The organism is Arthrobacter flavus, from assembly GCF_039526005.1.
Classification (GTDB): domain Bacteria; phylum Actinomycetota; class Actinomycetes; order Actinomycetales; family Micrococcaceae; genus Arthrobacter_D; species Arthrobacter_D flavus.
The window spans coordinates 286,527-310,950 of sequence record NZ_BAAAIJ010000007.1 but is presented as its reverse complement, the minus strand read 5'-3'; the positions used below and the strand labels follow the sequence as shown (position 1 = coordinate 310,950).

At 63.5% G+C, this 24,424-nt stretch carries 25 protein-coding genes; 12 read left to right on the top strand and 13 right to left on the bottom strand.

Translation table 11 applies throughout. The annotated features are described in order from the left end of the window. Positions 1 to 8: 8 nt before the first annotated feature. Complete coding sequence (locus tag ABD059_RS03770; protein WP_343877884.1) at positions 9 to 923, bottom strand: FHA domain-containing protein; 915 nt, start codon at positions 921 to 923, stop codon at positions 9 to 11. 3 nt (positions 924 to 926) lie between these two features. After that, the gene (locus tag ABD059_RS03765; RefSeq protein WP_196839721.1) at positions 927 to 1,178 is read right to left on the bottom strand and encodes a hypothetical protein; all 252 of its coding nucleotides are present in this window, start codon (positions 1,176 to 1,178) and stop codon (positions 927 to 929) included. 195 nt (positions 1,179 to 1,373) lie between these two features. Between ABD059_RS03765 and ABD059_RS03760 the strand changes: the two genes are divergently transcribed. Further along, the gene (locus tag ABD059_RS03760) at positions 1,374 to 2,369 is read left to right on the top strand and encodes an NAD(P)-dependent alcohol dehydrogenase (RefSeq protein ID WP_343877883.1); all 996 of its coding nucleotides are present in this window, start codon (positions 1,374 to 1,376) and stop codon (positions 2,367 to 2,369) included. Between the two features lie 199 nt (positions 2,370 to 2,568). On the opposite strand, the gene ABD059_RS03755 is transcribed toward ABD059_RS03760, so the two are convergent. The 3 genes from ABD059_RS03755 to ABD059_RS03745 form a co-directional block, all read right to left on the bottom strand. Beyond that, positions 2,569 to 3,369 carry a carbohydrate ABC transporter permease gene (locus tag ABD059_RS03755; RefSeq protein ID WP_343877928.1) on the bottom strand — a complete coding sequence of 267 codons (801 nt, stop codon included), beginning with the start codon at positions 3,367 to 3,369 and terminating at the stop codon, positions 2,569 to 2,571. A gap of 72 nt (positions 3,370 to 3,441) precedes the next feature. Further along, positions 3,442 to 4,386: a carbohydrate ABC transporter permease gene (locus tag ABD059_RS03750; RefSeq protein ID WP_377959522.1), complete on the bottom strand. Its 945-nt coding sequence runs from the start codon at positions 4,384 to 4,386 to the stop codon at positions 3,442 to 3,444. Next, the gene (locus tag ABD059_RS03745) at positions 4,383 to 5,753 is read right to left on the bottom strand and encodes an ABC transporter substrate-binding protein (RefSeq protein WP_343877882.1); all 1,371 of its coding nucleotides are present in this window, start codon (positions 5,751 to 5,753) and stop codon (positions 4,383 to 4,385) included. Before ABD059_RS03745 ends, ABD059_RS03750 begins: the two co-directional genes overlap by 4 nt. A 119-nt stretch (positions 5,754 to 5,872) precedes the next feature. Between ABD059_RS03745 and ABD059_RS03740 the strand changes: the two genes are divergently transcribed. Together ABD059_RS03740 and xylB are read left to right on the top strand one after the other, a co-directional pair. Next, positions 5,873 to 6,838, top strand: coding sequence for a sugar-binding transcriptional regulator (locus ABD059_RS03740; RefSeq protein WP_343877881.1), 966 nt, complete (start codon positions 5,873 to 5,875; stop codon positions 6,836 to 6,838). Continuing rightward, entirely contained in the window at positions 6,835 to 8,235 is a 1,401-nt protein-coding gene (gene xylB, locus ABD059_RS03735) for a xylulokinase (protein ID WP_343877880.1), read from the top strand. Before ABD059_RS03740 ends, xylB begins: the two co-directional genes overlap by 4 nt. 114 nt (positions 8,236 to 8,349) lie before the next feature. Here xylB and ABD059_RS03730 read toward each other — a convergent pair whose 3' ends face one another. From ABD059_RS03730 to ABD059_RS03720, 3 genes are all read right to left on the bottom strand, one after another. Beyond that, a complete protein-coding gene (locus ABD059_RS03730) occupies positions 8,350 to 9,831 on the bottom strand; it encodes a mannitol dehydrogenase family protein (protein ID WP_343877879.1) in 1,482 nt (493 codons plus the stop codon). A 132-nt stretch (positions 9,832 to 9,963) separates the two neighbouring features. Beyond that, a complete protein-coding gene (locus ABD059_RS03725) occupies positions 9,964 to 10,356 on the bottom strand; it encodes a phage holin family protein (protein ID WP_343877878.1) in 393 nt (130 codons plus the stop codon). A gap of 137 nt (positions 10,357 to 10,493) precedes the next feature. Next, positions 10,494 to 11,960, bottom strand: a complete 1,467-nt coding sequence (locus tag ABD059_RS03720) for a cryptochrome/photolyase family protein (protein ID WP_343877877.1) — start codon at positions 11,958 to 11,960, stop codon at positions 10,494 to 10,496. A gap of 93 nt (positions 11,961 to 12,053) precedes the next feature. On the opposite strand from ABD059_RS03720, the gene ABD059_RS03715 reads away from it, so the two are divergent. Then, positions 12,054 to 13,109, top strand: coding sequence for a lactonase family protein (locus ABD059_RS03715; RefSeq protein WP_343877876.1), 1,056 nt, complete (start codon positions 12,054 to 12,056; stop codon positions 13,107 to 13,109). A gap of 79 nt (positions 13,110 to 13,188) precedes the next feature. Here ABD059_RS03715 and ABD059_RS03710 read toward each other — a convergent pair whose 3' ends face one another. Further along, on the bottom strand, positions 13,189 to 13,779 hold the full coding sequence (locus ABD059_RS03710; RefSeq protein WP_343877875.1) for a dihydrofolate reductase family protein: 591 nt from the start codon (positions 13,777 to 13,779) through the stop codon (positions 13,189 to 13,191). 12 nt (positions 13,780 to 13,791) lie between these two features. After that, positions 13,792 to 14,145 carry an ArsR/SmtB family transcription factor gene (locus ABD059_RS03705; protein WP_343877873.1) on the bottom strand — a complete coding sequence of 118 codons (354 nt, stop codon included), beginning with the start codon at positions 14,143 to 14,145 and terminating at the stop codon, positions 13,792 to 13,794. Between the two features lie 196 nt (positions 14,146 to 14,341). On the opposite strand from ABD059_RS03705, the gene arsB reads away from it, so the two are divergent. From arsB to ABD059_RS03685, 4 genes are read left to right on the top strand one after another with little or no spacing between them, the layout of a single operon-like run. Beyond that, positions 14,342 to 15,355, top strand: coding sequence for an ACR3 family arsenite efflux transporter (gene arsB / locus ABD059_RS03700; RefSeq protein ID WP_343877926.1), 1,014 nt, complete (start codon positions 14,342 to 14,344; stop codon positions 15,353 to 15,355). After that, positions 15,348 to 15,761, top strand: coding sequence for an arsenate reductase ArsC (locus ABD059_RS03695; protein WP_343877871.1), 414 nt, complete (start codon positions 15,348 to 15,350; stop codon positions 15,759 to 15,761). The genes arsB and ABD059_RS03695 overlap by 8 nt, the downstream gene beginning before the upstream one ends. Beyond that, positions 15,758 to 17,122, top strand: a complete 1,365-nt coding sequence (locus ABD059_RS03690; protein ID WP_343877870.1) for an NAD(P)-binding domain-containing protein — start codon at positions 15,758 to 15,760, stop codon at positions 17,120 to 17,122. Before ABD059_RS03695 ends, ABD059_RS03690 begins: the two co-directional genes overlap by 4 nt. Positions 17,123 to 17,168: 46 nt before the next feature. After that, a complete protein-coding gene (locus ABD059_RS03685) occupies positions 17,169 to 17,816 on the top strand; it encodes an arsenate-mycothiol transferase ArsC (protein ID WP_343877869.1) in 648 nt (215 codons plus the stop codon). 6 nt (positions 17,817 to 17,822) lie between these two features. Here the strand turns inward: ABD059_RS03685 and ABD059_RS03680 are convergent, their stop codons facing one another. Beyond that, positions 17,823 to 18,371, bottom strand: a complete 549-nt coding sequence (locus tag ABD059_RS03680) for a TetR/AcrR family transcriptional regulator (protein ID WP_343877868.1) — start codon at positions 18,369 to 18,371, stop codon at positions 17,823 to 17,825. A gap of 61 nt (positions 18,372 to 18,432) precedes the next feature. Between ABD059_RS03680 and ABD059_RS03675 the strand changes: the two genes are divergently transcribed. After that, positions 18,433 to 19,980 carry an MFS transporter gene (locus tag ABD059_RS03675; protein WP_343877867.1) on the top strand — a complete coding sequence of 516 codons (1,548 nt, stop codon included), beginning with the start codon at positions 18,433 to 18,435 and terminating at the stop codon, positions 19,978 to 19,980. 54 nt (positions 19,981 to 20,034) lie between these two features. Here the strand turns inward: ABD059_RS03675 and ABD059_RS03670 are convergent, their stop codons facing one another. Together ABD059_RS03670 and ABD059_RS03665 are read right to left on the bottom strand one after the other, a co-directional pair. Further along, the gene (locus tag ABD059_RS03670; RefSeq protein WP_343877866.1) at positions 20,035 to 20,679 is read right to left on the bottom strand and encodes a thioredoxin-like domain-containing protein; all 645 of its coding nucleotides are present in this window, start codon (positions 20,677 to 20,679) and stop codon (positions 20,035 to 20,037) included. Positions 20,680 to 20,731: 52 nt separating this feature from the next. Further along, positions 20,732 to 21,370 (bottom strand): DUF305 domain-containing protein, encoded by a 639-nt coding sequence (locus ABD059_RS03665; protein ID WP_343877865.1) that lies wholly within the window; start codon positions 21,368 to 21,370, stop codon positions 20,732 to 20,734. 151 nt (positions 21,371 to 21,521) lie between these two features. On the opposite strand from ABD059_RS03665, the gene ABD059_RS03660 reads away from it, so the two are divergent. From ABD059_RS03660 to ABD059_RS03650, 3 genes are read left to right on the top strand one after another with little or no spacing between them, the layout of a single operon-like run. After that, a complete protein-coding gene (locus ABD059_RS03660) occupies positions 21,522 to 21,833 on the top strand; it encodes a metal-sensitive transcriptional regulator (RefSeq protein WP_343877864.1) in 312 nt (103 codons plus the stop codon). Between the two features lie 28 nt (positions 21,834 to 21,861). Then, on the top strand, positions 21,862 to 22,086 hold the full coding sequence (locus ABD059_RS03655; protein ID WP_343877863.1) for a heavy-metal-associated domain-containing protein: 225 nt from the start codon (positions 21,862 to 21,864) through the stop codon (positions 22,084 to 22,086). A 55-nt stretch (positions 22,087 to 22,141) separates the two neighbouring features. After that, a complete protein-coding gene (locus tag ABD059_RS03650; protein ID WP_343877862.1) occupies positions 22,142 to 24,424 on the top strand; it encodes a heavy metal translocating P-type ATPase in 2,283 nt (760 codons plus the stop codon).

Below are 24,424 nucleotides of genomic sequence, written 5' to 3'. Positions count from 1 at the left end.
AACGCGGCTTAGCGCGGCCGACGGCGGAAGTCCCCGACACCTTCCGAACCGTCACCCTCAGTCCTGCCGGTGCGCGGATCGAACTGCGGTCGCTGGTACGCCAGCTCCCCTCCACTGCGACCACCGAATGGCCTCCCATGATCGGCGTACTCCTCCCGGAAATAGGCGAGGCACCATTGACCCAGTTGGATGCGTGCCCCGGTCCGGAGCACCGACGGCTCCGCGGGATTAACGCTGCCGCTGACCGGTCCATGCGGTACGAGGACATACTCGTCGGCCTCGTTATGCACCACTTCGGCGTGCACGGCGTCCAGGCCGGGCAGCATCAGATCGACGCCGTCTCCGCTGCCGATCGTGGTGGACACCGGCCCCAGATTGAACTCCCGTGGCACCTGCCCATTCCAGGTCGCCGAATCCTGGACGAAGATCAATCGGGCACGTCCGCTGCCGGGCGTGTGGTGGGTGGTGGTCACCCGCCGCTGGATCTTCCGGTTCACCGTGGGCACCAGAGGGAACGGGGTCGACGGCGGCAGCAGGTTGGGAGCGTCGGCCTTCCCTGAGGCCCGCACACTCTTGGCCATGGGCGTGAGTGCGCTGAGGGACCCCAGCCGGATGTGCGGTGAGCGGGTTAGGAGCCGTTGCGCCCGTGACACCTTGACGGCGCCGAGGCTTACGAGGCTACCTTTGGGCCCGGACACCGACACGGCAACGCCCTGGTCGGCGAATGCTTTGGCCAGCTCCCGGACGGCGTCGAGGCTGGGAAGAGCAGACCCGCTAAACGCCTCGGGTGTATCGAGATACACCTCGACGGTGGACCCGTTGGCTTTAACGGTTCCGTTAACGGTCGAAGAAGATTGGTCCGGCCTTGCTGGTTCGGTCACCGAAAACTCGAGATCGATCTCCAACCGGATTCTTGCGGTCATGGCTCAGCTGCGGTGGGTGTCTGAGCCCGCTGCATCGTTGTCACTGGTGGTGACACGCAACGTTCCGTTCAGCTTCCATGTGGCGCGCGGGGCATCGGGGCCGATATCCCGCGGTACCTCGACGGTCATGTCGATGAAGCTGTAGTTGACGGCTGCACCCTTGCCGGTGAGGTAGGTCCACATTTCCTCGGCGAGATCCGCCCAGTCTCGGATGTTGTGGGGCTCCTGGCTGGCAGGGGAGATGTTTTCGGTCATGAGTGAATCCTTCGTTGGAGTGTGCACTATGACAGACGCCCTCTACCCGTCTGACGCTAACAATCCAACCTTAGTACGCCACCCCGACCGGCAACAGCCCCCCGGGATCTGGTGGCTCGCCAAACTACCCGGTATCATTTGAGCGAGAGGGGCTCCTCAAACGAGCAGTCCTGGTATCAATCAATGGAGCGCGCCGTGAAAGTATCGGTTTTGCAGGGTCCCGGCAGCCTGCTGGTGGAGGATCGCCCAGTCCCCTCGCCCGGTATCGGGGAGGTCCTGGTCCGCATTCTCTCAGTGGGAGTGTGCGGATCCGACACCCACTATTTTCAGCATGGCCGGATCGGATCCTTCGTGGTGGAGCGACCACTGGTCCTGGGGCATGAACCGGCCGGCGAAATCGTGGAGCTGGGGGCTGGCGTGACGGACCGGCACGTTGGTCAGCGGGTGTCCCTGGAACCAGGCGTACCGAACCCACTTTCCCCCCAGAGCCTTGCTGGCTGTTACAACCTGGATCCCGAGGTTCGCTTCTTCGCCACACCCCCCGTGGATGGCGTTTTCAGCGAGTACGCGGCCCATCCCGCCGCGTTTTGCCATCCGGTCCCGGATTCGGTCTCCGACGACGCCGCTGCCCTTCTCGAGCCACTCAGCGTGGCTCTTGCCGCCCGGGCGGCAGGAAGGGTCGGAGTGGGCTCTCGCGTTCTGGTCGCGGGAGCAGGGCCGATTGGCTTGTTGGTGTCCAAGGTGGCCCAGTTGGCCGGCGCCGAGGTCACCCTGACAGATATGCGGGGCGAACGCCTCACGATCGCCGGGCAGTACGGGGCGCAAAGCACCTTCACCGCCGACGATGCGCCGCCCATCGGCCCCGAATACCACGTGTTCATCGATGCCACGGGAGCTGAGCCTGCCGTGCTTGCTGGTCTGCAGAGACTGGCACCACGGGGACGCGCTGTTCTGGTGGGTATGGGGGCAGACACTATTGCCCTGCCTGTCCCCCTGGTGCAGAACCGCGAACTGACCATCACCGGTACCTTCAGGTATGCGAATACCTGGCCCACGGCCATCAGCCTTGCCGCGCGCGGCCTGATCGACCTGGATGGGCTGGTCACCTCGCACCACGGCCTCGACGACGTCGAAGGCGCCCTACTCGCTGGCAATCGGCCTGGGGCGCTCAAGGCGGTCGTCACCCCCTGACCCGCCGGGCCCTCGACGGGTCAGCGGGCAAAATAGTGGTGCCCCCGCAGATTAGCTGTTGAGCAACAGCGTTCCTGCGGGGGCACCACTATTTTGGAACGAGGGGCGTCCGACGGCGGCGGGCGATGCGTGTCCCGGGCGGTTCCGGCTACTCCATCGCGCCATCGCCCCGGCTACTCCATCGCACCCGTCGATCCCGCTACTTCACGGCGCCCATGGAGAGGCCGCGAACCAGCTGCTTCTGGGCAATCCAGCCAGCGATGACCACCGGCAGGGAGGCTAGTACCGACGCGGCGGACAGCTGCGCCAGGAATAGACCCTCACTGGCCATTTGTGACACCAGGAACACCGGCGTGGTCGCGGCCTTCGCCGCTGTCAGATTCAGCGCGAAGAAGAACTCGTTCCAGGAGAAGATCACGCAGATCAGCGCGGTGGCGGCCAACCCCGGGGCGACCATCGGGACCAGGACAATACGCAGAGTCTTCAACAGTGAGGCCCCGTCCATCTGGGCGGCCTCCAGCACCTCGCTGGGCACCTCGTCGAAGAAGGAGCGCATCATCCAGATCGCGATCGGCAAGTTCATTGCCGTATACAGGACGACGAGCGTCCAGATGTTGTCTAGCACCCGCAGTTGCCCCGCGATCACGTAGATCGGCATGATCACCGCCACCACCGGGAGCATTTTGGTGGAGATAAAGAAGAACAGTACGTCCTTGGTCCGCTTCACCGGCCTGATGCTCAAGGCATAGGACGCCGGGACAGCCAGCAGGATGACCAGCAGCGTCGAGACGCCGGTGGCGATCATCGAATTGAGGAAGTAGCTGCCCGCCCCCGAATCGATCACCGCCCGGTACTGGTCAAGCGTCGGCTCGAAAAAGAAGGTGGGCGGGTTTGAGGCGGCATCTGCCTCCTGCTTGAAGGAGGTCAACACCATCCACAGCACTGGGCTGAAGAAGCCGATGGCCAGCACCCAAGTCAGCGTGGTGAGCAGGGGGGACATCCCCCGGCGCTGCGGCGGGCGGACCGCCGAGCGGGACGTCGTCGTCGTACCTAGTGTCTCAATGGCCACGGGTCAGTCCTCTGTCTCAAAGCTGCGGAAGATCAACCGCAGCGCGAAGGTTGCAATGATGATGGTGGCGATGACCACGATGACGCCCATCGCCGCGGCCTGGCCGATATCGAAGCCAAGGAATGCCCGTTGGTAGATGTAGAACGGCAGGTTGGCGCTGGCAGTACCCGGCCCGCCAGCGGTCATCAGATAGATCTGGTCGAAGGTGTTGACCACGTAGATCGCCCCCAACAGGACGCCAAGTTCGATGTAGCGGCGCAGTTGCGGCAGGGTCACCGAGATGAAGGTTTTACCCCAGTTCGCGCCGTCCATCTGCGCGGCTTCCAGTACGTCTTTCGGCTGCGCCTGCAGGCCTGCCAGGACCAGCAGCATCATGAAGGGGGTCCACTGCCACACCAGCGCAATCAGGATCGAGAGCACCGGGTACGACGACGTCCACTCGACCGCGGGGATGCCCACCAGGCCGAGAAGCCAGTTCACCAGGCCGAAGCTGGGGCTCAGCATCGACACCGACCAGAGGGTGGCTCCGGCGACTGGCATGATCAGGAACGGGGTGATGAACAGGGTTCGTGCCAGACCCCTCCCGCGGAAACTGCGGTCCAGCAGGAGTGCGAACCCGGTGCCGAGCAGCATGGCCGCGAACACGCAGCCAAGGGTGATGAGGATGCTGTTGAATGCAGCGCCCCTGAAGGTCGAGTCGGCGAAAATGGCTAGATAGTTGGACAGGCCGACGAAGATGTCGCCCTCGGGACGCAGCAGGTTCCATGACCGCATCGAATACCAGATGGTGAAAAGGAAGGGCAGCTGGGTGACCAAAATGGTGAAGAGCAGTGCGGGAAGCAGCGGCCCGCGGCGACGCCATCCTTCGGCCTTCGACATGCCACGTTCGTTGCGTTCGGTACGTTGCTTGAGCTGTTTGCTGTTGTGCTTGTCCACCAGAGTGCTCATTTGTTCTCCCCTGACCGGTAGGTCTCGGCAACGGTTTCTGCGTACTGCTGAGACTGCTCCAGTGCTTCCTGCACACTGATCTGCCCGGCGATGGCAGCCGAAATCTGTTGCCCCACCCTGGTTCCCAGGTCCTGGAACTCGGGAATACCGACAAACTGCAAGCCCCGGTAGGGGACCTCTGCGGAGATACTGGTGTCCTGGGAGGCGCTATTCATAGCCGTGAGCGTGGGCTCGGCGTAGGCCTCCGCGATCTCCGCATACTCGGGGTTCTCGTAGGTAGACATCCTGCTGCCCGGTGGTACCCGTTCCCAGCCAATCTCGTTGCCGACCAGTTTGATGTACTCAGGTGAGGTCATCCAGGAAATGAAATCCCAGGCAGCGTCTTTGTTCTCGCTGGTCTCAGGGATCGCCAGCGACCAGCTGTACAGCCAGCCGGCCGACTCGGTCTCCTCCACGGGCGCTGGCGCGTAGGCCGTCTTGCCGACCACCTGTGACGACGCCGGGTCCTCGATGGTGGACACCATCGCCGTGGCGTCGAACCACATTGCCGCGTTGCCCTGGCTGTAAAGCGTGATGCAGTCGCCGTAGCCGCTCGTCGCGGCGCCCGGTTGCCCCGAGGTACGGACCAGATCAACGTAGTCGGTCACCGCCGCCTCAACTTCGGGGGAATCGAGGGTTGCGTTCCAATCCTCGTCGAACCATTGACCGCCATAGGTGTTAATCATGGTGCTCAGTGGAGCCATTACTTCTCCCCAGCCAGCCAGACCCCGGAGGCAGATTCCGGAAAAATTCTCCTCAGGGTTGTGGAGCTCCTCAGCAAAACCCGCCAGGTCAGCCCAGGTAGGATTCGCTGGCATCGTGAGGCCAGCCTGTTCAAACAAATCAGCCCGATATGCAAGGAACGCTGACTCCCCATAGAACGGCACCGAATACAGGTCTTCTTCGTAGCTCAGCGCGTCGCTGATCGTGGGAAGGAAATCGTCAGGGTCGTAGCCCTCAGTGGTGTCCGCGTATTCCTGCAGGTTGGTAATCCACCCGTTTTCCGCCCACATCGGTGTCTCATAGTTGGAGATCATGACGACGTCGAACTCGCCGCCCTGCGTAGCGACCGACGCAGTGATCTTGGCTCGCGCCTCGTTTTCGGGGAGTGAAACGAACCGGACATCAATATCAGGGTGCTTCTCTGTGAAGTCGTCCTGCAGTGAGATTGCATCCTGCATCTGGGGGTTGGAGACGATTGCCACCACCAACTCCTCGCGGTCGGCCGCGGAGTTGGCCCCGCAACCTGCCAAGACCAGCCCGGCTGCTGTCGCCACCGACAGCAGCCGGAGTGCTCTACCGATGACGGGTCTACGCTGATTCGCCATACATCCACCTTCATTGCTCATTTGAGACTTCCTACTTGCTCATTTGTTAAGTGACTTTAGTCATATATACTCATTTGAGCAACATGTACTGCTCAAACGTCCACAGCGGAGGGAATCACGTGGAGTCACTTCCGCATCAGGAGCTACTGGCCCGGATTGGTCGGGACTACTATCTGGACAACCGGTCCAAGGTGGAAATAGCCGAAACCTACGGCGTCTCCCGGTTCCAGGTTGCACGCCTGCTGGAGGAGGCACGGGCCTCAGGTGTGGTTCGGATCGAGGTGAGCTTTCCACGGAAATCTGGGGTTCTGGACGCCGCTGCGCTTGCGACGGCCCTCGGGATCGACCGTGTGGTGGTCACCGACGATGCATTGGACGACCTTGCGGGTCGCGAGATCCTTGCGAAGGCGGTGGCCGGGGAACTCATGCGGACCGCACAGCCACATTCCACTCTTGGCATCTCTTGGTCGCGGACCATAGACCGCGCGGCGCACTACGTTTCGGAACTACCGCAGTGCGACATTGTTCAGCTTGCGGGCGCCTTGCCGGTTGCCGGCAGCAAAGGCAATCCGCTGGAGCTTATTCAGCGTCTTGGCCGTCGGTCCGGGGGCGCCACCTGGCCCATCTGGGCTCCCCTCGTGGTCGAGAATGCAGCTACGGCTGAGAGCCTCGCCCGGCAGCCGGAAATTTCCGAAGCGCTCCACCGTGCTGACAGCCTCGATCTCGCGGTGATCGCCATCGGCGCCTGGACCCCGGGGTTGTCCACCGTCTGGGACCGCGTCGATAACGCGGTCCGGTTGGAGGCTTCGCAGGCTGGCGCGGTCACCGAATGTTCCGGACGGCTGATCGATGTCGAAGGAAAAGAAGTGCATTCAGGTCTCGACTCACGGGTGATCGCCGTAACCCTCCAGCAGCTACAGAACACGCCAGCGGTCATCGCGGTGGCTCAGGGCGCCGCCCGGGCACCCGCGGTGCTCGGCGCGGTGAAGGCAGGAATCCTTTCCACCCTGATTATGGATCACAGTCTGGCGGAGGCGCTGATCGCTGCGGTGCCCGATTCATCCACATCGGAAGCTGACCGATGACCACAGTCGTTGGGGTGGATTCCTCCACTCAGTCCTGCAAGGTGATCTCGGTGGACCTGGCAACCGGCAGGGTCGAGTCCTCCGGCTCCGCTCCCCACCCCGACGAAACCGCTGTCGACCCGAGGATCTGGGTCAGCGCACTGGACTCGGCCTGGGGCGACGCCGGAATTTCCGACCTGGGGGCCGACGTCGTGGGCGTCAGCGTCGCCGCACAGCAGCACGGCATGGTGGCGCTCAACGCCGATAACGCTCCGGTACACGATGCGCTCCTCTGGAATGACGTCAGAAGCGCACCCGAGGCGGCGGCCATGCTCGAAGAGCTCGGTGCCGAGACTTGGGTGGACGCCGTCAACGTGGTTCCAGTCGCCTCGTTCACCCTGACCAAGCTGGCCTGGCTGGCGGCCCACCGTCCAAAAGTGGCCGACTCAGTAGCGCGCGTGGTCCTGCCGCATGACTACCTGAACCACGCCCTCACCGGTGAGTTCTTCACCGATCGGAGCGACGCCTCCGGTACTGCCTATTTTTCTCCCACCAGCAATACCTATCGCACTGACCTCCTGGAGCGATTCTTCGGTCGCGTACCGGAGTTGCCACGGGTGGTAGAGCCGTCGGGCCACGGCGGCACTTTGCTGACCAACTGGTCAGCAGGAGGTGCAGTGGTTGGCGCAGGCGCGGGCGACAACGCGGGTGCAGCACTGGGGTTGGGCGTGACTCCGGGTGAGGTGGTTGTCTCGGTCGGGACATCGGGAACTGTCTTCACTTCGGTTGTTGAGCCCTCCCGAGACCCAAGCGGCGGCGTCGCCGGTTTTGCTGACGCCACGGGCCAACACCTGCCGCTGCTCGCGATGATCAATTCCGCTCGGGTAATGAGCGCCACTGCGGCTATGTTGGGCGTCGACCTGTCGGCGTTGGACCAATTGGCCACGGCTGCCGACGACGACGCCGGTGGCCTGCACTTCCTGCCCTACCTTGATGGGGAGCGCACCCCGAACCTCCCGGATTCGCACGGCACCCTGACCGGCCTAAGCCGTGCGAACATGACCCCCGGCAACATTGCCCGCGCCTCGGTGCTGGGTATCCTGAACTCTCTTGCGGATGCCCTGGAGGTGCTCAAGCTGCACGGCGTGCGCGTCGATAGGGTCCTGTTGATCGGCGGTGGGTCGAAATCCCGGTCGCTTCGTCAGGCGGCGGCCTCGGTCTTTGGAGTGCCGGTCGAGGTCCCGGCCGCCGGTGAGTACGTCGCGCTGGGGGCGGCGCGACAGGCGGCCTGGGCTGCCACCGGTGAGTTGCCGACCTGGAAGCGCACCATCGAGGAATCATTCGAACCCAGCGGTGACTGGGGCGCTGACGTCCGCGGCCAGTATGTGCAGGCCCGGAAGGCCGTGTACGGAATTTAGCGGACGCTAACCAGTCGGACCATCGCCACGGACCCCTGTCCACCCGTTCCTTGGGTTGCGCCTCGTCGCGAAACAGCGAATCGATCATCGCCGGACCGCGCCGGACCAGACAGGCTATTGCACTGTCGCCCCGGCAAGCCCTTCTATGGTTGCTCGGGCGCCGTCGTTTTTCAGTGAGCGCAGCGCCGAGAGGTAGGCCGCAGTGAACCGTTCACTATCGATCAGGTCACCGAAAAGTTGGCGGTCCCGAAGGAAGGCTAACGGGTCAGCGTCCTGTTGCCGCGCTGCGAGCGTGAGCTGCGGGGCCAACCGGTCGACAACCGTAATCGGCTCTCCGGCTTCATCAACGCCCTCGGCATAGCGCGCCCAGGACGCGACGATCGCCGCCGACCGGTGAATCTCGCCGTCGTGTGCCAGGTTTTCCCGCACCACTGGAAGCAACCACTTGGGGATACGGTCTGAACTCTCGGCACACAGCCGAGCCAGGGTATCGCGGACCTTTTCGTTGGAGAACCGGCTAATCAGGGTTCGTTTATAGTCATTGAGGTCGATGCCCGGCACAGCATGGAGAGTGGGTGTCGCCTCCTTGTCCATGTACGCGAGCAGGAAATCAGCGAACAATGGATCCTGGCAAACCTCGTGGGCGTAGCGGTACCCAGCCAGATAACCGAAGTAGCACTGCCCCTGGTGACTCGCGTTGAGGAGACGCAGTTTCATGAGTTCGTAAGGTTCGACGTCGGCGACCACCTGCACGCCGACATCCTCGAACGAAGGACGTCCCTGCGGAAAGCGGTCCTCCAGCACCCACTGCTCAAAAGGCTCACACACCACCGGCCAGGCATCTTCCACACCATAATTAGCGGCCACGAGTGCGCGGTCCTCATCCGCGGTGACTGGAGTGATCCGGTCCACCATTGAATTCGGGAACGCAACATGGGCATCCACCCAGGCGCCCAGCTCGGCATCCTTGAGCCGCGCGTAGGCGGTGAACATCGTGCGTGCCACGTCACCGTTGCCCTGAATGTTGTCACAAGACATCACGGTGAAGGGCACCAGACCGCGCTCCCGGCGGCGGGCGAGCGCCTCGGTGACCAGACCGAAGGTGGTCTTTGGGGTAGCGCCCGGCGCAAGGTCGTGAAGGACGTCGGCGTTGGTAGCATCGAAATCACCGGTGACGTGGTGGAAGTTGTAACCGCCCTCGGTGATCGTGAGGGAAACAATCCGGATCTCCTCGGAAGCCATCCTCTCGATGACCGCTTCGGGATCCTGAGGCGCATGAAGGTATTCGATAATTGAGCCGATAATCCTGCCATCAAGACTGCCATCGGAGTGTTTGAGCACCAGTGCATAGAGGCAGTCCTGCGCGTCCATGACTTCCTTCATCCGGGCATCGCTGGGCAGGACGCCGACCCCGCAGATCCCCCAGTCCAGGGCCTTACCCTCATTCATCAGCCGGTCCAGATACATCGCCTGATGCGCCCGATGGAATCCTCCGACACCAAAGTGAACGATTCCGGCGGTGATCATTGACCTGTCGTAGGCGGGTCGTCCGAGATTCGCAGGAAGGGACGGGAGCGCCTGGGTGTTGAGTTGCATGGGTCAGTCCTTGTGAGCTGGGTTATCTTTGACCCAGATTATCATATGAGCATTTCGAGATATCTCATATGAGCAGACTCTTGACACGTCACTTCGGCACAGCGGTCGAACACAGACGTCATAAGAAGGTCATTATGCTCCAGCCTTGCGTCGTGCGCTCCTGTTCTTGAGAAAGATCGCTCCAAGGATCCAGCCTCCTAGCGCAGTGACAATCCACACGATCAGAGTTGCGAGCACCCAGGCGGTGGCACCTCGAATCTCCAGTCCCCCCTGAAAGAAAGAGGCGACGAAAAGAGCGATCAGCGTGGTCACGAGCCCGATCCCACCCAGGATGGGCGACGCGTATTGACGCGCGACGTTGAAAACAAAAGGACCGAGAATGCCCTGCGCAAAGGCAAAGACCAGAGTGGCGACAATGAAACCCGCGAGCTGCAGAGTCACTCCGGGGACCAGCCACGCGGCCAGAAGTAGACCGATGGCCGCAGTAACCAGATTGATGACGACATGGAACAGAAACCGGATCATGAGCATTTCACTTTCTCTCAGGCTTCGTACCCGCTTCGGTGAGGCCCATCCTGCCACTCCGATGGTGTTCGAGGATCACCCGTATCGGGTGGTCTCGTCACGACGGGAGCGCGGTACCCGCCACGGCGGCGACGCGTCTATTTACCCCGCAACCACCGCGCCGCCTCGTTCCGCAGGCGCGTCTTCTTGTCGTCGTCGAACTTGTCGTAGAGGCTGACCATCATGGAGGATCGTGGGTTCCGGCTGAACATTTCGCGGTGATCACTCACAAACTGCCAGTAGAGCGAGTCCCAGCTGTCCTGCCACGGGCCCGGTGGGAAGTTGCTCATCTTCTTCAGGTAGTTGCTGCCGCTCACATATGGTTTGGTCGTGATCATGCTGCCGGCTGCGAATTGGCTCATCGCGTAAACGTTCGGCACCATCACCCAGTCGTAGGCGTCGATGAACATCGCCATAAACCATTCGTAGACGTCGTCCGGATGCATCCGCAACAGGGCCATTGCGTTGCCGAGCACCATCAGTCGCTCAATATGATGGGCATAACTGGTCGCATCAACTCGGGTGATGACGACGTCGACCGGCTCCAGCCCGGTCTTCCCGGTCCACCACCCGTCGTCGAGGCGACGATCAAACCCGAGGGTATTGAGGGTGCGCATCTCGCGGCCACGCAGCAGGTAGGAGGCGCGCATGTATTCTCGCCACCCGATGACCTGGCGGATGAAGCCCTCGACGCTGGCGATTGGCGTGTCATGCCGCGCCGCATGATCCAGTGTCACGTCAACCACCTCCAGGGGGCTGAGCAGACCCAGATTCAGGCTTGAGCTCAATGCCGAGTGAAACAGGAAGGAATCAGGGGCGGAGATGGCATCCTCATAGGGCCCGAAGTCAGCGAACCGGTCATTGAGGAACGCTTCCAGGGCAGCTGCCGCTTCCTGGTGGGTGACCGGCCAGTTGAAACCGCCCGCGACTCCCGGGTTGTCGGGAAATTCCAGTGCGACCCACTCCAGCGCACCCAGCACTTCATCCGAACGGTCAAACACCGGAAGGTCCGGCAGCGTCTTCCCCTTCGGAAGCTTCTTGCGGTTCTCCGCGTCAAAGCTCCAACGCCCACCGATCGGGCTGCCATCGGGTTCCACCAGAATGCCCAGCCTGCGGCGCTGCCACTCGTAGAAGGTCTGCATGCGCCAACCGTTGTCCCTGAAGTAGCCGCTGACGTCTTCACTACTGAGCAGGAACCCGGGGCTGGTTTCAATCTCAGCAGGTAGATTCAGGTTCCTGAGGGTCGTGACGAGCCGCTGGTTCAGCCAGTCGTCAACGACGTCGTAGTAGGTACACCGTGTGGCGCCAAGTTGGCCCAGAAGGGCGCCCAGCCGCTCCTGGCTCGACTCAGTTGCTGACGTTTCGAGGTAATCCACAGCGTGGCCTGAATCCTTCAGGCGCTGTCCAAAACTGCGCATACTCGCCCGGTGCAGGACCAGTTTCTGCTGGTGGAAGCGGTATTGGCGGAAGAACAAGTCGTCTTCGACCAGGATGAAACGGCGCGCCTCTGGGGCCTCCAGGTGCTCTTCGAAAAGCTGGTGCGGGAATACCAACTGAACGTGCATTGCAACTCCTTTGTCCCACCTGACGTGCATTTGCACCGCTGCAATGCTCGCACATCTCAGGAGTCCTGCGGCTTGGTTGCTAGGCTGAGGTATATGACTCGATTCGCCGTACATGTTGCCTGCGCCGACGGCCAAAGCATCGATACATTCGAGCTGGACGCCACCTCCGGAACGTTGGCCCCCGGCCAGTCCTTGCCGCTGGGCGTAAAGGTTCAGTGCCTGGCCATGCACCCCTTCAGCCCAGTGCTCTACGCAGCCCTCGCCACCTCGCCGCCCTCGGTCACCTCGCTATCCATTGACTCCAGCTCAGGCAGCCTCGCCACGACTCATGCCGCCGATCTGGTTGCCGGGATGGCCTACCTCTCTGTGGACCCAGCGGGCAACCACCTGCTGGGCGCTTCCTACACTGACCATCTGGTCAGCGTGATGAAGCTCGACGACGACGGCGGGGTGGTGACCGACACGACTGCCTCCGAGGCCCCCGGGGCTCACGCCCATGCCGTCGTCGTGAGCCCCGATGGCCGGTTCGTCTATGCGACAGCCCTGGGCGATGACCTCATTGCATGGTGGGCATTGGACTCGGCGACGGGTGCGTTGACTGATCACGGCCAGATTGCCACCCCCGCCGGGAGCGGTCCGCGTCATCTCCGCTTCTCACCGTCTGGTACGACGCTTTACGCGCTCCACGAGATGTCCGGGGAGATCGCGGTGTTCGCCCGGGACCTCGAGTCTGGCGCTTTGGCCGAGCAGCAGCGGATCTCCTCGATTTCCCCGTCGCTGAATCTAGTGCCCGGGCGGGTCCGGAACGGGTCCGGACCCGAACCAGCAGCCAACGCCATCTGGTGCGCTGAGCTGCAGGTGTCCCCCGATGGTCGATTCCTGTACAGCACCGAGCGCACCAGCAGTACCATCGCCGTCGTCGCCGTGGCACCCGATGGCACCCTCTCGCTGGTCGACACCACTCCCACGCAATCCCAGCCTCGCGGGATGAACATCGACCCTACCGGTGGGTTTCTGCTGGCATGCGGGGAGGCCTCGGACGGGATAACCCTGTACGCGATCGACCCGCAGAGCGGACTGCTGCACGAACGCGGGAGCCATGGCTGCTCCCCGGGGCCGCGGTGGATCGAGTTCTCACCGCTGGACTAGCCCTTCCGTCGCCTGAAAGAGTGCTGGACCCGCAGCTTCGCTGTGGCGACACCACTAGGCTGCGGCCCGGCCACTTTTCTCAGTCGTCCCGTGCCGAATCCACCGGTGGACGGCTTAGTGGACCATCCACCCGGTAACGGGACTGGACGGCACCGCCGGACAGGACTTTGGTCTCCTCGTGGGTCAGCAGGATGTCGGCGGGAACTGACCCGAAGAGGGGCTTGCCGTCACCGATCAGGACCGGCACCCGAGTGAGGGTCAGGGTGTCGATGAGGCCCTCCACCAGGAACGTCCGCACCGTTCTGCCGCCGTCGACGTAGACGTGCCGGGCGCCGTCGTCGTCGAGCCGGGCCAGTGCCTCGTCGAGGGACCTGACCACCGTGATCCGGGGGTCATCGGATTCCAGGGTGGTGCTGAGCACCAGAACCGGAGTGTCCCCGTAGGGCCACTCGCCGAAGGACTCCACGATCTCGTAGGTGCTGCGTCCCATCACCAGATGATCGACCAGCCGCATGAACTCGGTGAACCCTGCCTCCTCCGGATCACTTGCCCCGTCGGCAGGAGCGTCGGCGTTCCCGGTGAGCCAGTCGAGGTCGTCGTCGGCACGGGCAATCATCCCGTCAACACTCATCCCGATAAAGACGTGCCCCTGCCACGTGCCCCTTCGCATCAGCTGCTCCGTTCAGGACCGACCGGTGAGCGCCCCGGCGAGGCTGTCCAGCGCGCCAGGAACCAGCGAATAGTAGGCCCAGACGCCGCGCTTCTCCCGGGTTAGGACGCCCGCATCCACGAGGATCTTCAGGTGATGCGACACGGTCGACTGGCCAAGGTTCAACGGCTCGGTAATATCGCAGACGCACGCCTCGGCGTTCTCGCTTGAGGAGATGATCGACACCATCCGCAGCCGGTTGGGATCAGCGATCGCCTTGAACTGGGCGGCCAGCGACGACGCCGTCTCCTCCGACATCGCAGGCTCACCCGTGGGGGTGCAGCAGGCGGTGAGCGCCTCCGGCGATGTGGTCATGGCTATAGTCATCCATCCATTATACACTGACATTGACATCCGTCGATGTCCTGGTAAATACTTCAGGCATCGAAGATCATCGATTCATGCAACCGTCATTCATACCGTTCAACGGAGCACCTTGAGTACTCACACCCTTCCCGCCGAAGAAACGGCCGGCAAACTGTCCACCCTCGATCGGCTGCTTCCAGTGTGGATCATTGCCGCCATGGTGGTGGGCATAGCGCTCGGCCAGTTCATCCCCGGCATGGCCGGCGCCCTTGACTCGCTGGCTATCGGCTCAGTGTCCCTACCCATCGCCCTCGGCCTGCTGGTGATGATGTATCCGGTGCTGGCAAAGGTTCGCTACGACCAAACCGGTGCCGTGATCAAGGACCGGAAGCTCATGATCACCTCCCTGGTGATCAACTGGGTCGCCGCGCCGGCCTTCATGTTCATCCTGGCCTGGGTCTTCGTCCCCGACCTGCCCGAGTACCGCACCGGCCTGATTATTGTCGGCCTGGCCCGTTGTATCGCCATGGTGATGATCTGGAACGACCTCGCCTGCGGTGACCGTGAGGCGGCGGCCGTCCTCGTCGCCATCAATTCGGTGTTCCAGGTCTTCGCGTTCGGCGCATTGGGCTGGTTCTACCTGCAGGGGCTGCCGAGCCTGCTCGGTCTGCCGACCACCAGCGCTGACTTTTCCTTCTGGGCCATCACCATCAGCGTCCTCATCTTCCTCGGGATACCCCTGCTGGCCGGATTCCTGACCCGCACTATCGGCGAGCGCACCAAGGGCCGCGACTGGTACGAGGGAAAGTTCCTGCCCAAGCTTGGACCGTGGGCACTCTACGGGCTGCTGTTCACCATCGTGATCCTCTTCGCCCTCCAGGGAGATGAAATCCTTGCCAGGCCGCTCGACGTCGCCCGCATCGCTTTGCCTCTCCTGATCTACTTCCTGGTGGTCTTCGCCGCTGGCATGGTGCTCGGCAAGATTCTGAACCTGGGCTACGCCAAAACCACCACCCTCGCCTTCACCGCCGCTGGCAACAACTTCGAGTTGGCCATCGCCGTCGCCATTGGCACCTACGGGGTCACCAGCGGCCAGGCCCTCGCTGGCGTTGTCGGACCATTGATTGAAGTTCCCGTCCTTGTTGCACTGGTCTACGTGGCCCTCTGGTCACGGAAGCGCTTCTTCGCCACCGACCCCCTGACACCATCAAAGGAAAGCTCTCATGCCTGACTCACTGACCAAACCCTCGGTCCTCTTCGTCTGCGTCCACAACGCGGGCCGCTCACAGATGGCCGCAGCGTTCTTGACCACCCTGTCCGAGGGCCGGATCGAGGTCCGCTCCGCTGGCTCGCAGCCAGCCGAGTCGATCAACCCGTCCGCCGTGGAGGCGATGCGTGAAGTCGGCATCGACATGTCAGCCGAGATCCCTAAGGTTTTGACCGACGACGCCGTCAAGGACTCCGACGTCGTCATCACCATGGGCTGCGGCGACGAATGCCCCTACTACCCCGGCAAACGCTACGAGGACTGGGTGCTCGAGGACCCGGCGGGTCAGGGCGTCGACTCGGTGCGCCCCATCCGGGACACCATCAAGGGCCGCGTCGAGGTCCTGATCGCGGAACTGCTCCCGGCATGAGCGACCTTCCAGTCGTCATCATCGGGGCTGGCCCCATTGGCCTCGCTGCCGCTGCCCACGCCCTTGAGCGCGGGCTCCAACCGCTGATCTTCGAAGCGGGCGCGACGGCGGGCGCCGCGATCAGCACCTGGGGGCACATCCGCCTGTTCTCGCCCTGGCAGTTCAACGTCGACGCCGCCGCCCGACGCCTACTCGAACCCACCGGCTGGACCTCGCCGCGGGGCACCGCGCTGCCGTATGGCTCCGAGCTGGTCGCCGACTACGTGGCGCCGCTCGCTGCGGTGCCCACGATCGCCGAGACACTCCACCTCAACACCCAGGTGATCGCCGTAACCCGTCAGGGCATGGACAAAACGCGCACCAAGGGCCGCGATGATCAGCCGTTCCTGGTCCGCGTCGAGGGCCCCCACGGGGTCGAGGACCACCTGGCGCGGGCGGTCATCGATGCCTCCGGAACGTGGGACCAGCCAAACCCCCTCGGCCAGGGTGGACTTCCCGCCCACGGGGAGGCAGCTGCGGCACGGTTCATCACCCACCCGCTGCCTGATGTGACGGGAGCCGATCGGTCGAAGTTTGACGGCAAGCGGGTGATGGTGGTGGGTGCCGGGCACTCGGCAGCGAATACCCTGCTTGCCCTGGGCCAGGTAGCGAAGGCCACCGACGACACCTCAATCATCTGGGCCGTCCGCGGAACCGGCTCCGCTGACCGGCTCTACGGGGGCGGAGATCTCGACGGCCTGCCGGCCCGTGGCCAGCTCGGCTCCCGGCTGCGCAAACTGGTCGACGACGGCGTGGTTGAACTGAGAACCAACTTCACCATCACCGGGTTCTCGGCGGACGAGGCGTTGACTGTTCATGCCTCCGACGACTCCATTGACGTCGACATCCTGATTCCGGCGACTGGCTTCCGCCCGGATCTGGGCATCCTGAAGGAACTTCGCCTGGAGCTGGACCCGGCCGTGGAGGCGCCGCGCGCTCTTGGACCGCTGATCGACCCCGAGTTCCACAGTTGCGGGACTGTGCAGGCGCACGGAGCGAAAGAACTGGCCCACCCCGACAAGGATTTCTACCTCGTCGGGATGAAGAGCTACGGCCGCGCGCCGACGTTCCTGATGGCCACGGGCTACGAACAGGTCCGCTCCGTGGTCGCAGCACTAGCCGGCGACCTGGCCGCCTCGGCCGACGTCCAGCTCGACCTCCCGGAAACAGGAGTGTGCAGTACCGACCTGGGTGGCTCCTGCGACGCACCGGCAGTACTTGCCGAAGAGGAAACGGACAGCTGCTGCAGCACGCCCTCGCTCGTCACCATTGGCGTCCCGACGGGAACGCTCCACGGTCGCTCCAACGACCCGGACTACTAACGCCAGTTCTGGACAACACACCGAAGATTCGCCTCAAGGAGCAAAGATGTCCACTCGACCCAACCCCATGCCCGGTCTGATCAACGACGAACATGTCCTGCACCGGATCAGCGGTGAGCTGGCCAGGAAGTTCGACGGCGTGTTCAGCCCGGAGATGATCGACCGCTACGTCTTCGAGTCCTACACAGCCCTGGCCAGGACGGCCAAGATCAAGACCTATCTGGCCTCCATTACCAAGCACTTTGCCCAGGACCGCCTGGATGCTCTTGCCCACGCGCAGGGCATTCGTCCCAGCGGAAAGCCAGAGGTATTGTTCGTGTGCGTCCAGAACGCCGGTAGGTCACAGATGGCTGCCGGGTTGCTCAAGCAGTACACGGAAGGTCGCATCAACGTGCGGTCCGCCGGATCGATGCCGGCGGAGCACCTCAACCACAACGTCGTCGACTCCATGAAGGAACTCGGGATTGACCTCGGTGCCGACTTCCCCAAGCCCCTGACCGATGATGTGGTCCGCGCGGCCGACGTCGTCATCACCATGGGCTGCGGGGACACCTGCCCGATCTACCCGGGAAAGCGGTACGAGGACTGGCAGGTGGAGGATCCCGCAGACCTGGACCCCGCAGGAGTCACCCGGGTGCGCAACGAACTCGACGAACGGATCCGCCGGCTGGCTGCCGAGTTATTGGACGAATAGCGGGAGTCAGGAACCGCCGGGGTCCGAGGACTGCAGCAGATCCACCAGTTCCAGGAGCTGCTCCATTTCAGCAGTGGACTGCTGGTTCGCGCCAGTGCCGGCAAAGAAGGCGGCCTCATAGTAGAGACCGTCGCCCATCAGCTTCACCGCGCGGGCCACCGTGTGGCTGCCCAGCGCCGCTTCCAGCGCCTCCAGCCAGAAAGCCTGTATCCGGGCGAAGTTCTGCTGCGCCTTGGGGTGCCCCTGCTGCGCCAACCGGGCCATCGCGACCAGCGCGCGGTCCAGAGCGCTGTCCTCATACACGGAGGTTCGAACGTAGTAGCGGGCCGCGCCGTCGGGGTCGGCGGCCATCAGCTCCCGGTCGCGTGCTGAGAGGGACAGCAACCGCTCCCCCAGCGCGTCCACCAGCGCCTCCTTTGAGGGAAAGTGATACAGCAGGCCGCCCTTCGACACGTCAGCTGCAGCGGCCACTGACTCCATGGTGGCGGCTCGCTCTCCGTCGCGGATAAGGATGTTCTCGAAACTGTCGAGGATGCGCTCTTTGGAACTAGCCATGTGTTCATCGTAACGTTCCCGATGGCTTTACTGTACCGGCTGGACGGTATAGTCTCGACGGATGAGCAACTCGACCCATCTTTCTGAGCCGATCACCGGAGCGGCTGCCACCACACCTGCTACCGGCCGTGCCGGCCGGCGCGAATGGACAGCCCTGGCTGTCCTGATGCTGCCCGTCCTTCTGGTAGCCGTCGACAACACGGTGCTCGCATTCGCCACCCCGGCAATCTCATTGGCGTTCAACACCAGCGGCACCACGCTGCTGTGGATCATCGACAGTTACCCCCTGGTCCTCGCCGGACTGCTGGTGGCCATGGGCAGCTTTGGCGACCGGTTCGGCCGTCGTCGGCTCCTCATTATTGGGGCCATCGGGTTTGCCGTCTTCTCGGTTGCCGCCGCCTACTCACCGACCGCCGAACTTCTGGTCGCCTCCCGGGTGGGACTCGGTGTCTTTGGCGCGATGTTGATGCCCTCGACCCTTTCCCTGCTCCGGAACATTTTCACCGATCGCAACCAGCGCCGTCTGGCTATTGCCATCTGGGCCTCGGGATTCTCAGCCGGCGCGGCTATGGGGCCGCTGGTGGGCGGAGCCCTGCTCGAGCACTTCTGGTGGGGATCGGTGTTCCTGCTGGCCGTTCCCGTGCTGGTCCTGATGCTCGCCCTCACCCCGGCGCTGGTGCCGGAATCCAAGGACCCCAACCCCGGCCGCGTGGATTACGCGAGCATCGTCCTGTCCGTTTCCACCATGCTGCCCATCGTGTTCGCGATCAAGAACTTCGCGAAGGGTGACTCCGTCACAGTGACCGTTGCCGCCGTCATCATCGGGCTCACCGCCGGCACCCTGTTTGTCCGGCGGCAACTCGGACGATCCAACCCGATGCTTGATGTGCGGTTGTTCACGGTGCGGGCGTTTACCGGTGCGGTGCTGGTGAACCTGCTCGCGATCTTCTCGCTGGTGGGGTTCATCTACTTCGTCTCCCAGCATCTGCAACTGGTGCTCGGGCTCAGCCCTCTCAGCGCTGGCCTGATCCTGGTGCCGGGGCTGGTCATGACGATCATTGCGGGTCTTACGGTGGTTCCCATCGTCCGCCGGGTGCCACCTCGGATCGTGGTGCCTGTTGCCCTGCTACTCTCGGCTGCCGCCTACGGCTTCGTGGCGGTCACCGGTCAGGGCGGATCCGCCGCGATCTTGTTGTTCGCGTTCATGCTGCTTGGTGTGGGAGTCGGCGCATCCGAAACGGTGTCCAATGACCTGATCCTCGCAACGGTCCCCGCAGAAAAGGCCGGGGCGGCATCAGCGGTCTCTGAAACCGCCTACGAGGTTGGTTCGGTGTTCGGCACGGCACTGCTGGGCAGCGTGCTCCTCGCCTCCTACCAGCGCAACCTGGTCCTGCCAACGGGACTGAGCCCCGAGCAGGCCACCACCGCCACCGAAACCCTCGGCGGCGCGGTCAACATTGCCGCTGAACTCCCGTCCGACGGCGGCAGCCAACTACTGGACTCGGCGTTCCACGCCTTCGACAGCGGAGTGGTGCTGACCTCGGGGATAGGTGCCGCGCTGATGGTCTTCGCGTCGGCGCTGGCCCTCTGGAGCCTGCGGCGCGCCTAGGGATCCGGAAGGAATCCGTCGGGCGCGCCGCTGCGGCTGGGTCCCTGCAGGAACCTAGGCCGTGGGGGTCAGGGCACCGGAGCAGGCAGCGCCAGGCTCGCGGGTCTGCTCACCCTGGATATACCGCTCGAGGAAGACCGCAAGGCGGTCATCATCGGCGGAATCGACGCCGAGCTGAAGGCCCCAGGCGCTCATCATGACGGGAGAGTCCTGATCGGCGTAGGGGCTGAGCAGCACGTATCCGCTGGAGCCCACCAGATCGGTGAGGGTGTCGATCTCGGCCTGCGGGAGGTCCGGCTGGTAGGTGATCCAGACGGCACCATGCTCCAACGAGTGGACGGTGTTCTCGTTCGGGATCTCAAACGGGTAGATGCCACAGTTGGTCCAGGTCGCGTTATGGTCGCCACCCACGGGAGGGGACTGCTCGTATTCGACCGGCGCATCGGTGTGGTTGAAGGTGAGGTCCTCAAACTCCTCCAGACCCTCGATGGGCTGGCTGGCGAGCGCTTCGATGCGCTGGTTCTCCTGCACCTGACCCACGATCACAATTGTCACGGCGACAATGATTGCCACGACCACCGCGCCGATACCACCGAGGATCAGTGTGGTGCGCTTGCGGTCGCTGGCCCGCTGCTTGGACTGGATGGCCGCCAGCCGCGCCTGGCGGTCGGCATTGTCCTGGGCTCGCTTCTTGTTCAACGCGTGAATCCTTTTTTCCGTGGGTGTGTCTACAACAAATGTACCGTCGGTGTTACGGCAGCTCTTCCAACATGCCTTGCATCGCCGTGATCTCGGCGACCTGGGCTTCAGCCATCTTCTCGGCGGCAACCTTGACCCGGGGCTCCTGGGCCAGCTCAGCCCCTGCCTGAGCCATCTCCGCGCCTGCTTCATGGTGAGTGATCATCAGGGTCAGGAAGATCCGCTCCACCTCGACCCCCGAGGCGTCGGCCAGATCCTGCATCTGCTCATTGGTGGCCATGCCGGGCATCAACCCGTCGTCTTGCAGCATGCTGCCTCCGCCGTGGTGATCCATTGTCCCCTCCATCCAGGTCATGTTCGGAGTGGATGAGCTCTGGGGGAGCCCCCACTCCTCCAGCCAGGCATACATCTGGCCGATCTGGTGCTGCTGGGTCATCGCGATGTCATAGGCGATGACCCGCACCACCTCGTCATCAGTGCGGTCGCGTACCAGCCGAGACATTTCGACCGCCTGGGTGTGATGGATCTGCATGTCGCGGGCAAAGCCCGCGTCGGCGCTGTTACCGGCGGGATGCTCGACGCCGGTTCCGACCCGGCCTGCCACGAACGCAAGCGCGAGGAGAGAAAGCAGCAGCGCTCCGGCCAGGGCAATGAGCGCGCGCTTCTGCCACGTCTCGAAGTGCAGGGTCATCTACCTTTTTCCTTGTTCATCAGAACTATCCAGTCTCTCTAACGTATTGCATCAGGCTCGGCGTTCCCTGAGAATAATCTGGGATACCCCCCTAGGGTACTTGATATATACGGGTAGGGGGTATATGTTCAACAGTGAACGAGGAGGACCAATGAGTGACACCACCGTCGAACACGGATACACCGCCGACAAGGAGGCCTATCTGCGGCGCTTGCGACGGATCGAAGGTCAGGTCCGCGGAATCGCGCGGATGATCGAGGAGGACAAGTACTGCATCGACGTCCTCACCCAAGTGTCGGCCATCAACAAGGCCCTCCACGCGGTAAGCATCGGCCTGCTGGAGGAGCACATCGCGCATTGCGTGGTGGGTGCCGCCAACGAATCCCAGCTCACCGGAAACCCCGAAATTGTCCAGGAGAAAGTCCAGGAAGCCTCGGCAGCAATCAGTCGCCTGCTGAGGTAACAACCCCCTTCACCCAAGGAGTCCACCTATGAGCACCACCACCGTCAGTATTTCTGGCATGACCTGCGGCCACTGCGTTGATTCGGTTAGCGAAGAGATCAGCGCCATCGAAGGCGTCCAGAGCGTTACCGTCGACCTCAACAAGGGTGGCGTCTCCACGGCCACCGTGACGTCCGACGGTGATCTCGACCCCGGCCAGATCGGTGAAGCGGTAGCCGAAGCCGGCTACCTGGTCGTTGCCAACGACGCTTAGGCGCACCAGCACCTAACTCCAGCAATTCGACTTACTAGCATCGCCAAGGACCCCCATGAGCACCGACCAGCTGCCCACCTCTCCACCGACCAGGATTGTCGAACTCGACATCCAGGGCATGACCTGCGCGTCCTGCGTGGGACGGGTGGAGCGCAAACTCGGGAAGCTTGAAGGAGTCCAGGCGAGTGTGAATCTACCGTTGGAGTCGGCCACCGTCACCGTCACCGGGAGTATCTCGGATCAGGACATCGTGGACACGGTCCACGCGACCGGATACACAGCCCAGCTGAAACGGCCGGTCCGCACCTCCACTGCCGACCCAGCGCTGGAGGGCACGGACCCGGTCCACTCCGATCACCTGTCGCACGGTGGGACTGCCGCGCAGTTACGGCCGCGGCTAATTGTTGCGGCGCTCCTCACGGTGCCGGTCGCCGTCATTTCCATGGTGCCTGCGGCGCAGTTCCCACACTGGGGGTGGCTGGTTTTTGCCCTCACCCTTCCCGTGGTCACCTGGTCTGCCTGGTCATTCCACCGGGCGGCCGCCATCAATGCCCGTCATCTCGCCTCCACAATGGACACCCTGGTCTCGATCGGCGTCACGGCCGCGTTCCTCTTCTCAGCCTGGCAGCTCCTGGCCGACCCCTCGATCACCGAGCACGCCGGTATGGCCATGAGTGATCATGCCCTGTACTTCGAGGTGGCGGCCGTCGTCGTCACCTTCCTGCTGCTGGGCCGCTATCTGGAAGCGAACGCCAAGCAGCGCGCCGGGGAGGCTCTCAAGGCGCTCCTCAGCCTCGGGGCCAAGGAGGCGACAGTGCTCCGCGATCAGGATGGGCGTCGCGTGGAGGTCAAGGTGCCCGCAGACTCCCTCGTGCACGGCGACCAGTTTGTGGTGCGCCCCGGAGAGAAAATCGCCACCGACGGCGTGGTGGTCGATGGGGCGAGCGCTGTCGACACCTCGCTGATCACGGGCGAGTCAATGCCGGTGGATGTCGGCATTGACGACGTCGTCACCGGCGCCACCATCAACACTTCCGGACGCCTGATTATCCGGGCCACCCGGGTAGGCAGTGAAACCACGCTCGCCCAAATGGGTCGGCTGGTCAGCCAGGCGCAAAGCGGCAAGGCGCCGATCGCCCGTCTGGCGGACCGAATCAGCGCCGTGTTCGTGCCGATTGTGTTGGTTATTGCCGTCCTGACCTTTGTCGGCTGGATGGTCCTTACCGGGGACCTTCAGTCGGCTTTCACTGCCGCGGTCGCGGTCCTCGTGATCGCCTGCCCGTGCGCGCTGGGTCTGGCCACACCGACGGCCCTGCTGACCGGTTCGGGGCGCGGCGCCCAGCTGGGCATCCTGATTCGCGGCCCTCAGGTCCTGGAAGACACCCGGACCGTCGACACCATCGTGTTGGACAAGACCGGCACCGTCACCACTGGCAAACTGGCCGTGACCGACGTCGTCCTGCTAGGGGGACTCGACCGCACACGCGTCCTGGCCCTGGCTGGCGCCGTCGAGGCCGCCAGCGAGCACCCGATTGCCCAGGCGATCGCAGCTGCTGCCCCTGGGCATCCTCCCGTGACAGGGTTCAGCAGTTCAGCGGGCGGCGGGGTTCGGGGCACCGTCGAGGACGGCGGCCGGGACGTCACGGTGGTTGCTGGGCGCTCGGGCTGGTTGGAGGAGAACGGCGTCGTCATCAGCGACGAGCATCTGACCGCACTGCAGGACCAGCAGGATGCCGGTTCCACCGCCATCTGGGTAGCAGCGGACGGCCACGTCGTCGGGCTGGTGTCACTGAAGGATACGGTCAAGGACTCCTCAGCGGCCGCGATCACGCGGCTCAAGGAACTGGGGCTCCGACCCATCCTGCTGACCGGCGACAACGCCGCAGTTGCCCAGAGGGTGGCCGAACAGGTCGGCATTGCCCCCGAGGACGTCCTCGCCGGGATACTGCCCGAGGGGAAAGTCCAGGCGATCAGAAACCTTCAATCCGAGGGAGCCACGGTGGCCATGGCCGGTGACGGAGTCAACGACGCCGCAGCCCTGGCGCAGGCCGATCTGGGCATTGCGATGGGCTCCGGCACAGACGTGGCCATCGAGGCAGCCGACCTGACCGTAATGGGGAACAGCCTGGAGCAGGTGGCCCAAGCCATCGAGCTCTCACGGATCACCCTGCGCACCATCAAGACCAACCTGTTCTGGGCCTTCTTCTACAACACCATCGGAATCCCGGTGGCAGCCCTGGGCTTCCTCAACCCTATGGTCGCTGGCGCGGCGATGGCCGCCAGCTCGGTGCTGGTGGTGGCCAACTCGCTCCGGCTGCGCAGGTTCGGTAAGGGTTAG